At 61.7% G+C, this 10237-nt stretch carries 8 protein-coding genes and 1 pseudogene; 7 read left to right on the plus strand and 2 right to left on the minus strand.

Annotated features, from left to right (window positions below; translation table 11 throughout):
* Positions 1-804 precede the first annotated feature (804 nt).
* Positions 805-1026 (plus strand): annotated as a pseudogene (locus F6X40_RS40235) (hypothetical protein); the annotation flags it as partial.
* An 18-nt stretch (positions 1027-1044) separates the two neighbouring features.
* On the opposite strand, the gene F6X40_RS40240 reads toward F6X40_RS40235, so the two are convergent.
* Positions 1045-1611: a phosphate-starvation-inducible PsiE family protein gene (locus F6X40_RS40240; RefSeq protein ID WP_184069425.1), complete on the minus strand. Its 567-nt coding sequence runs from the start codon at positions 1609-1611 to the stop codon at positions 1045-1047.
* Between the two features lie 294 nt (positions 1612-1905).
* On the opposite strand from F6X40_RS40240, the gene F6X40_RS40245 reads away from it, so the two are divergent.
* From F6X40_RS40245 to F6X40_RS40260, 4 genes are all read left to right on the plus strand, one after another.
* Complete coding sequence (locus F6X40_RS40245) at positions 1906-2799, plus strand: helix-turn-helix transcriptional regulator (RefSeq protein ID WP_187631717.1); 894 nt, start codon at positions 1906-1908, stop codon at positions 2797-2799.
* Between the two features lie 113 nt (positions 2800-2912).
* Positions 2913-3479, plus strand: a complete 567-nt coding sequence (locus tag F6X40_RS40250; RefSeq protein ID WP_187631718.1) for an HdeD family acid-resistance protein — start codon at positions 2913-2915, stop codon at positions 3477-3479.
* Between the two features lie 41 nt (positions 3480-3520).
* Complete coding sequence (locus tag F6X40_RS40255) at positions 3521-4135, plus strand: Hsp20/alpha crystallin family protein (RefSeq protein WP_187631719.1); 615 nt, start codon at positions 3521-3523, stop codon at positions 4133-4135.
* Between the two features lie 378 nt (positions 4136-4513).
* Positions 4514-7297, plus strand: coding sequence for an ATP-dependent Clp protease ATP-binding subunit (locus F6X40_RS40260; protein WP_187631720.1), 2784 nt, complete (start codon positions 4514-4516; stop codon positions 7295-7297).
* Positions 7298-8026: 729 nt separating this feature from the next.
* Here F6X40_RS40260 and F6X40_RS40265 read toward each other — a convergent pair.
* Positions 8027-8854, minus strand: coding sequence for an SDR family oxidoreductase (locus F6X40_RS40265; RefSeq protein WP_187631721.1), 828 nt, complete (start codon positions 8852-8854; stop codon positions 8027-8029).
* Between the two features lie 100 nt (positions 8855-8954).
* Here F6X40_RS40265 and F6X40_RS40270 point away from each other — a divergent pair, with 100 nt between their 5' ends.
* A complete protein-coding gene (locus F6X40_RS40270) occupies positions 8955-9869 on the plus strand; it encodes a LysR family transcriptional regulator (RefSeq protein ID WP_187631722.1) in 915 nt (304 codons plus the stop codon).
* Positions 9870-9955: 86 nt separating this feature from the next.
* On the plus strand, positions 9956-10237 hold a 282-nt coding region (locus F6X40_RS43750), incomplete at its 3' end, for a hypothetical protein (protein WP_222946303.1).

The following is a 10237-nucleotide window of genomic DNA, read 5'->3' on the forward strand; positions in this document are numbered from 1 at the left end:
AGTTATACGGACGCTACTGGTCCGGATGCGAGTGCCGAAATGCTGCGCTTCTTTCTTGATCATCCGCAACGACAATAGTGCAGGCCTCTCTTGTGGTTACCATGATTGCGACGGAGTGGCGTCCGCTCTGGATGTAGAGCAAGTCCGCTTGCTCAACTGCATAAAAGGCTGCCCGATGAATCACTTCCGGGGCGAATCCTCGGCGGCAGGTCGGCGAAGCCGGATTTGCGCCGCAATCAACGTATGGCGGGTTGCCATTCAATTGGAGACATCCACGCGTGTTCGTCCATCGTCAACAACGGGTCGCGTGTCGCCGATCGCGGCCTTGCGAAGTTCGAGCGATGTGTGCCCATTGCATGAGGCAGTCATCGGCCAGAAGGCGACCTTCGCCCGACGCGTCGCGAGGACATTCAGACGGCAGTTCCACCGAACGAGCGGTCATTCGATCGCCGGATGCCGGCGTCGTGTCATCGGCCTAAGCCGACGTTTGTGTATCGACGCCGATGTGCCCGCTCACTGCTGGAGACCGGTCGTTCGGCAAGGCAATGGCGCACGGCCGCCACCGACTTCAGCGAATGAGTACTTTCGACCCACTTCCGCCTCTCCGGTAAGTTTCGCGAACGACGGCTCCCGAGCGGCCAGGAGACGATGGCAGATGACGTTTTGAAGTACTTGTCGTTGGTGGGTCGAGTGAAGATGCGCCACCATCGCACGCATGACGGCCTGATCAAAAGAGAAGACGCATCCGTTAGCAAGCACCGCAATCAGGTCGTCCGCGTCGCCGGGGTTTCAGTCGCCGATCGGCATGCGGTCGGTCTCGTGTTGCTGGCATTCGGCCAGGGCGGCATGTTCACGCTCCGTGCGCTGTCGTTCGGCGTGGTGGCGCTTGCGGTGTGGGCGATGGGCATCGAGACGAAGGGGCTCGCGCTCGAAACGCTCGTATCCCGCGTGCAACCGCAAGCGGCACGACTTCGCGTGGCCATCGACGATGTCCGCCAGATTGTCGCTTACGCTGCCACTCCGTGACGAGCGTGGCGAGTCGAATCAATTGCCGCGCTGCCCGCCTTCGCCTGGCCGTACCCCTTCCTGTCGCAGCGCGTCCGCCGTGCGATCGCTCTGCGCTTGCGTGGCGGCCGTCGCGTCGGCCGGGTCATCACGCTGTCGCATCAGCCAGTAGACGCTCCCCAGCGCAACCAGCGCAAACCCAAGCGCCGCGATCTGGGCAGGCGCACTGGCCGGATCGAGAATGATGAATTTGCGGGCGATAGCGAGCAGGGCAACGAGAAGCACCGTTTTGACCTGCACGATGTGATCGCGCCGCGCCATCACGCGCGTAATCGAATGTTTGAACTCCATCGCGATCAGCAGCGTCATGACCATGCCGAAGATGGTCTGAAACACCGCGTGATCCAGCGGGTTCAGCGCGTCCGAAACCAGCAATGAAATCACCGCGCGAATCAACTGCCAGAGCGACACGAGGATGATGATGGAAATCACCACGCTCAGCACATGCGCGACAAGCTGCTCGAAGCGTTCATAAAAGGTGAGCATGTCCCACTGCAGACGCAACGCATCGAGATCCCTGCGCAGCCAGCTTTTCTTTCTTTCCATGATTTGGCTCCCGGGCGGCCGTCGCTGCGCCGCGAACGCACCGCGCGCGTGCATGGATTGCACATGCGTCGCGCACAGTTCATTCGATGATCGCGCAACGCATATGCTACGGTCTTTTGCGTTTGCGCGGGTTCCTTACGGATAACTGCCCAAAGCAGAACGGACGTATGCAGTTATTGATAACAGAGGCCGAACTATTTCGCGCTTCTGATACGAGGGTACCTTTCATGTACGCGAAGAGGTACTAAGCTTGAAGCAGCAGGTCCATGCACTGTACCCCGACGATTGCGCAATATGGAACACGCCATTTTGGCAGCGCCCCATCAGGGATTACGTCACTACCCGCCCCGCACAGGCTGCACCGAGCGGCGCGGCGGAGCACATGCGGACATCTGCCTGCTCGTCCCGGCAGACAGGACAGCTGTGGAAGCAAGTGGACGGAACAACGCCGGCACGCCAAGCCAGGTCAACGTTCGCGCGCCGTGCATCGGCCTGATTCCGGCCGGTGCAAAACTGACTGCCGCCGAGGACGATCCCCAAGGGCTCGTCATCGCGCTCGACTCGCGCATACTCGAAAGCAGATCACGTCAGGTTTTCGGCTCGTCGTCGAGCCGCGAATTGCCACTGTGGTTTCAAGCCTGGGATCCCTTTCTGCGTGAGGCCGCGAGCACGTTGATATTGCTCGCTCAAACGGCCTTCGTGGAGGCCGGCTGTCTCGATGGTTTCGCCGATGCCATCGCCCTGCATGTCTCGTACCATTACAGCCGCGATGTCCACGCACGCGTTCGTGAAGCGCCGCTCAGCCAGCTAAAACTGATGCTGATCAACGCGTTCATCAGCGAACACATTGCCGAAAACATTCAGGTCGAACAACTCGCCGCCCGGGTGCATATGAGCCCATCGCATTTTGCGCACGCGTTCAAAGAAACAACCGGCTCCCCGCCTCATTTTCATCTCACCACCGAGCGCGTGACGCTGGCCAAAACGATGCTGTCTTCGAGCAGATTGCCGCTGATTGATGTCGCGGCCCGCACGGGTTTTCGGACCCAGCAGCACTTCACCGAGGTATTTCATCGCTACACGGGCATGACCCCGCGCGTGTTCCGCCTTGCCGCCCATGGTGCACAGACTGCGACAGCGAATGACACGGCAGGAGCGCAGAAATCCGACACGTCTCGGCAGGAATGAGAAAGAAGCCTCTGCTGTCGGCGCGTACTGTGGAAATACATCGCTTCAATGGCTCCGTCAGCGGCGCGAGGCGCGCTGAGCGGGCATCTGTTCATTGTCTCGCGAGGCCCACAATGCACAATCTGCTTGGACACGCGTGGTGGATGCTGGCGCTGCGCGGCGCGGCCAGTTTCATCTTTGGCGTGCTGGCGTTGGCTCTGCCCGGTCTTACACTCACCTTTCTGGTCGCGTTGTACGCTGCGTATGCAATCGTCGGCGGCGTTGGGGCGATCAGCGGGGCCGTCCGTCATCGCGGTGATACGCCTGGCTGGTGGGCGCCGCTGCTGCTGGGACTGTGCAGCGTCGCCGCCGGGTTGATCGCGATCCTCCTGCCGGCGATCACCGCCCTCGTGCTCGTCCTCGTGATGGGCGTCAATGCCATCGCGACGGGCGTGTTCGACCTTATCACCGCGTTCCGGCTGCGCGTTCATATTCGCGGCACCTGGCCGCTGTACCTGAGCGGCATTCTTTCCCTGGTGTTCGGCGTGCTCGTACTCGCCTGGCCCGGCGCCGGCGCGCTCGCGCTCGTCTGGATGATCGGTGCGTATGCCATTTTCACCGGCGCGTTGCTGCTGGCGCTCGGCGTCAGTGCGCGGGGCTGGCTCCGCGATGGGCTGAGGGGCCATCCGTCCGCCGGATGAACGCGCGCATCGTGTAACTCAATTCATGAAAGGAGTCAGTCATGTCACTCGATCTCGACAAGTGGAACCCGTTCAGGTTTCTACGTCATTCCGCCGATGAGAAACAGAGGCAGGCTTCGTCCGGCGTCCCGCAACAGGCCCAGCAGCAGGGCACCCAGCGAACAGCCGGTGCGCAGCCTTCAGGCGCCGCCGCCTTGCCGTCGATATGGGCCGATTCGGCGCGCTGGCCGCTGGCCGATCCCTTCCAGCTGTTCACCGATCTGATCCGCGATCCGTTCGGTGGCCTCGGTCCGCTGGAACAGTGGTTCGGCGACTTCAGCCCTAGCCGGTTCCAGCCGCGCATCGACGTGGTCGACGACGGCGACGCGCTGCGTATCGTCGCCGAACTGCCCGGCCTGGACCGCGACGACGTGAAACTCGAAGTAGTCGAGAACATGCTGCTGCTGAGCGGCAACAAGCAGATCGAGTCCAAAGGGGAAGAAAAAGGCTGTTACCGGATAGAACGTGCGTTCGGGCAATTTCAGCGCGCGGTTCCGCTGCCGGCCGGCATCGATCCCGATCGCGCCGAGGCGCGCTTCGAGAATGGCGTGCTGACGGTACGCGTGCCGAAGGCCGGAGAGGTAACACAAACCACGAAGCAGATCGAGATCAAATGACACCGGGTGAGGCGCGGACCTCGCGGCATTTCCGCGAGGCCGCGCACCCGTGCGTCAGCTGCCTGGGAATCGACAGGCAGCTGATGCTGCGCCACGAGCATCACATGGAGTTCATGGCACGTCACTGAGTCGCCCGATCAGATTCCACGTCGTTTCGGGCTCCGGCCCGGTCGCAAAGGCCGCTCGGCACAAACCACGCTTGGGGATCCTCGATCACGAATCTCGGCTAGATGAAAGACTCATGGGGAGAGTCTCCTGATTACGACGGGGTTGCTCTCGTCGAGCCAGCGGTCGCTTGGCGTCACGCGTGCATCGTTCCGCAATCGCGTGAATCGTTCGGCTTCAACTTGAGCCGTCCTGTAAATGGAGAGGTTGACCATGCCTGCCCTTTGCGAAATTTGTCATGCCCGGCCCGCAGTTGCACAAGTGACGGTAGTACAAAACGGCCAGCGTAAATCGATGTCGATCTGTGATTACGATTACCGTCAATTGATGCGCCATCAAAGCATGCTCAATCCGTTCGATTCCCTGCTCGGCGGCGGTCTTTCGCGTCTATTGGGCGAGCTTCCCGGCGCGGCCGGAGACGAGCATGACGACGACGCTGGACTCGTCGCTTCTGTGCCGCGCGAGTCCGTCGATGCCACCGATGCGTTCAGCGAGCAGACAATGGAACTGCTGCAGCGCGCGGCGGAAAAAGCTCACGAACTGCAGCGCACCGAGCTCGACACGGAACATGTGCTGTACGTCCTCGCCGACACCGACGTTGTCGCGGCGCTCTTCAAGGAATTGAAGCTTTCGCCGGAGGACATCAAACGATACATCGACCAGCACGCGCAAAAGGGTCACGCCGACTCCGACGCGCCCATCGACAAGATGACGGTCTCGCCGCGGCTGAAGAAAGCGTTTCAATACTCGTTCCAGGCGTCGCAAGAACTGGGGCATTCCTATGTCGGTCCCGAGCACGTGCTGATCGGCCTGGCCGCCGTTCCGGACAGCATCGCGGGCGCGTTGCTCAGGAAATACGGCGTCACGCCTGAGGCGTTGCGGCAGAAAGTGGTGAAGGTCGTCGGCAAGGGTGCGGAAGATGGACGCGTCGACACGCCCAGCGGCACGCCGACACTGGACAAGTTCGGACGCGATCTCACCGCAATGGCGCGGCAGGGCAAGCTCGACCCTGTACTGGGACGCGCGCAGGAAATCGAGAGCACGATTGAAGTGCTCGCGCGGCGCAAGAAGAACAATCCGGTGCTGATCGGGGAACCGGGCGTGGGCAAGACCGCGATCGTGGAAGGATTGGCGCAGCGCATCGTGAACGACGACGTGCCCGAGGATCTGCGCGGCAGGCGGCTCGTCGAGATCAACCTCAATTCGATGGTCGCTGGAGCGAAGTATCGCGGCGAATTCGAAGAGCGCGCGAAGCAGTTGATCGACGAAATCACCGCGAAGCAGAGCGAGCTGATCGTCTTCATCGACGAATTGCATACCATCGTCGGTGCGGGACAGGGCGGCGGCGAAGGCGGTCTCGATATCGCCAACGTGCTCAAGCCCGCGCTCGCGCGCGGCGAGCTGAGCCTGATCGGCGCGACGACCCTCAACGAGTATCAGAAGTACATCGAGAAGGACGCGGCGCTCGAGCGGCGTTTCCAGCCCGTTCTGGTACCGGAACCGACCGTCGAGCAGACCATCGTGATTCTGCGCGGCCTGCGCGACAAGCTCGAAGCGCACCATCAGGTGACCTTCGCGGACGACGCGTTCGTCGCGGCGGCAGAGCTTTCCGATCGCTATATCACCTCGCGTTATCTGCCGGACAAGGCGATTGATCTCATCGATCAGGCAGCGGCGCGCGTGCGCATTGGCTCGACTTCCCGGCCGCCTGACATCCAGGAACTCGAAGCGGAGATCGCGCAGTTCAAACGCGAGCAGGACTATGCATCGTCGCGCAAGCGCTTCGACGAGGCCAAGGGCTTCGAGGAGCGTATCAAGGAGAAGCAGGCGAACCTCGACGAGCTAACCGAAGCGTGGCAGCGCAAGACCGGATCGGAGACGCTCGAAGTGACGGTCGCCGCCGTCGCTGAAGTCGTATCGCGTCTCACCGGCATACCGGTCACCGAGCTGACGCAAGAGGAGCGGCAGAAGCTGCTCGACATGGAGAACAAGCTGCGCGAGCGCGTCGTCGGGCAGGACGAAGCCGTGCTCGCCGTGAGCGATGCCGTACGTCTCTCGCGCGCCGGCATGGGTCAGGTCCATCGGCCGATTGCGACGTTCCTGTTCCTCGGTCCGACCGGTGTCGGGAAAACGGAGCTTGCGAAGGCGCTCGCGGAAACCGTGTTTGGCGACGAGCAAGCCGTGATTCGCATCGACATGTCGGAATACATGGAGCGACATGCGGTCGCTCGATTGATTGGCGCGCCTCCGGGCTATGTGGGGTATGACGAAGGTGGTCAGCTCACCGAGCGCGTGCGCCGCCGTCCGTATTGCGTGATCCTGCTCGATGAAATCGAGAAGGCGCATCCGGATGTGAACAACGTGCTGCTGCAAGTGTTCGACGACGGCAGACTCACCGATGGCAAGGGCCGGGTAGTCGACTTCAGCAACACGATCATCATTTCGACCAGCAATCTCGGGTCGTCGATCATCATGGACAACCTCGAGAAGAGCGACAAGGATCGCGATTCGGAGAAGGAAATCCGCGAGAAGCTGATGGACGTGTTAAAGGGGCACTTCCGTCCCGAGTTCCTGAACCGCATCGACGAGATCATCGTTTTTCACGGACTTTCGCGCGGGAACATCCGCGCGATTGTGCAGATCCAGATCGATCGCGTAGTGCGGACCGCGGCGGCGCAGGGCATTACGCTCAGGGTGCAGGACTCGCTAATCGATCATCTCGCCGACGTGGGCTATCGACCGGAATTCGGTGCGCGCGAGCTGAAGCGCCAGATTCGTCAGGAACTCGAGACGAGGCTTGCAAAGGAAATGCTGGGCGACAAGATCAAGTCCGGCGATACCGTGGATGTGGCCTTCGACAAGGGCTCGGACAAGGTGACGCTGACGACGGTCGAAGCTGAAGCAAAGCCGAAGGAGAAAAAGGGCAAGCCGGCGAGCAAGAAGGGCGCGCCGAAGTCGGACCAGGACAGGAAGGAATCCTCGAAGACCGATTCCTGATCGCCATCGTCGGCATTTGTGTATTTCGTGGAGCGCCACGCTCGGTGAAGAACACTGCCGGAGCGCAGCGGCGATATCAGTTGCCCGCGGTCACGGCTGCCGTGACGAAGATCGATGCTCGCATCGGCCTGCTCGGCGGTGATGAGCGACATGTCGGCGTAGCGTGTGATCGGCGACGACAGGAAGGACGTGATGCAGACAGTATGGGCTCCTCGCTCGCGCGCGATCTGAAGCGCGCACCGTGGCCTTTGTCCGTCGCGAATTGCTGATCCGGAACACGACGCATTTGTCGTCGAGATCCACGGACGTGAACTGCTGGATGCTCTGATCTCGGTAGAAGATGCACTTCTTGCCCACGCGAAAGAATCGCACCACGCCATTTTCCGCGGCGAGCGCGAACGGCGGGTCGACCGGCACGAAAGCATTTCGCCGACGGTTTCCGTCGCCGGCAGCGCCCGGCGTTGAGAAACGCGCGAAAGATGCGACCATACAGCCGTGGACGGCTGCTCGCGACGTCAAGATGCGCAACGCGATTGCGCCCGCCAGCCACACAGTGCGGGACTGCTGCGCGCTTGCCGCTATACTTCCCCCTCCACCACGGACCGGCCACATCTGCTCCCTTGGTTGACGAAGTGTTCGGCTGTTCGAATCTCTTCATCCCTTGGACGTCATCCTTCGGAAACGTCGCTTGCGCTACGTTCCGGGGCCATCGAGTGGCTCGCCATCTGGCTATCCACGCTCCATCACCGACAACGCGATCTCCTTCTGCGCCTCGAGACTCGCGAGTTGCTTTGTCAGCGACGCACGTATCGATTCGTACGCAGACTTGCCCAGCGCAAGCCGTAGCGGAGGGGACGGACTGTCGATCGCGGTGATCATTGCGTCGACAGTTTTCGCCGCATCCGCAAAATCGAAATAGCCAGCGTCGAGTGCGCACCGGATTTCACCGACGGGCGTGTCGTCGTACACGCGCATCGGCGCCGCGCGGTCGAGACCCGCGCCAAAGTTGGTGCGCGTAGGACCGGGCTCCATGATCACGAAGTCGATGCCGAACGGTCCGACTTCTTGCGCGGCAGCTTCGACGAAACCCTCGATTCCCCATTTCGTCGCGTGATAAATGCTAAAAGCCGGATAGCCGATTCGGCCGCCTTCCGACGACACCTGCACGATCCGTCCGCCGCCCTGTTCCCGCAGACGCGGAATGACCGCGCGTATCAACTGGATCGATCCGGTCAGATTCGTCTCGATCTGCCGTGCAATCTGGGTGTCGTCGAGTTCTTCAGCCGCGCCGAACAGCCCGTAGCCCGCGTTGCTGACGACGACGTCGATGCGCGCGAGCGCAGCAAATGCCTGCGCTACAGCGGCTCTGATTGCATCGACGTTCGTCAGGTCGCAAGTGACGACCTCCAGTCGATCGCCGTGTTGCTTGCGCAGATCGTCCAATGCGCCGGGCCTGCGCAGCGTCGCGACAACGCCGTCGCCGCGTGCCAGCAGCTTTTCCGTCAGCCCACGCCCCAGCCCGCTCGATGCGCCCGTGATCAGCCAGTTCTTCGTCATGCTCATGCTCCGTTGGAAGGATCAGGAGTTCATGCTAGAACAATGGAATTCGTCGGAGAAGCCAGGCCGATCGGCATGACGTGTTGAAGGAAATTCACCAATGGGCAAACCGACTCTCAACGATTTGCAGGCGTTCATGGTCGTCGCCGCGCGGCGGAGCTTCGTGCAGGCCGCAGGCGAACTGGGCGTGTCGCGTTCGGCGCTGAGCCATGCGATGCGCGGACTCGAGAACGATCTGGATGTGCGCTTGCTGCACCGGACCACGCGCAGCGTATCCGTGACAGAAGCGGGGGAGCGTCTGCTTGCACGTCTGCGCCCTGTGCTGAGCGATCTCGATCACGTGCTCGACGATGTCGCGCGGGAAGATGAGGCGCTTCGCGGCACGCTGCGCATCAATGGAAGCGACGGGGCGATCCGTCAACTGCTCCAGACTGTCGTGCCGCGCTTTCTGGCGATGTATCCGCAGATGGAGCTGGATCTCGTCTCGGACGGACGTTTCGTCGATATCGTCGCGGAAGGCTTTGATGCAGGCGTAAGGCTCGGTGAAGCGGTACCCAGGGACATGATCGCGGTACGGGTCAGCGAGGATTCACGCTTTGTTGCAGTGGCGTCGCCGCGTTATCTGCGCAAGTATGGCCGGCCTGCCGTGCCGGACGAATTGCAGGCCCATCGCTGCGTCCGGCAACGTCTGCCCAGTGGCAAACGCTATCGATGGGAGTTTGCGCATCACGGTCAGGCCTTCACGATAGATCCGCCCGGCGCGCTCACGATGGACAGCAATACGTTGATGATCGAAGCGGCACTGGGGGGACTCGGTATTGCATACGTACCCGAGCCGTATGCGCGCGACGCGATGGCACGCAAGCGGCTCGTTGCGGTGCTCAGTGACTGGTGCCCGCTCATTCCCGGACTGTTTCTCTATTTTCCCGGAAGCCGACATATTCCCGCCGGGTTGCGGGCATTCATCGAGCTGGTGCGGCAACTGCCCGGCAGCGTGTCCGAGCCGTCGAGGTAGCTTCCGCGAATCAGCAGCTTCGCACGGCCTTTGATGCAACCGTTAGCTGAACTCGAGCTCAAGTCGTAACTGGATTGAAAACAGTCATGACGGTGGTCGCCATCGAACGACCTGATCGGGCAGACCAGCGCGGACTGCCTCGGGCAGCGGGCGGCCATTTTCTGCCGTTCGGCTACGCGCCGGCGCTGACGCTCGAAGTCATGCGCGGCCGAAGCTCCCAGGCGCCCCTGGCCCAGCCGCATTCGCACACCGCAAAGCACACCCCGTCAGCCACGCTCCAACCGCCTGCGTACCGTCCCCACCAACCTGTCAAACGGCAATGTACTCGCAGCCAGCGCACTGACCTCAGAAAAATTCTCCCTCACGAT

Source organism: Paraburkholderia sp. UCT31, assembly GCF_014397655.1.
In the GTDB taxonomy this organism is placed as follows: domain Bacteria; phylum Pseudomonadota; class Gammaproteobacteria; order Burkholderiales; family Burkholderiaceae; genus Paraburkholderia; species Paraburkholderia tuberum.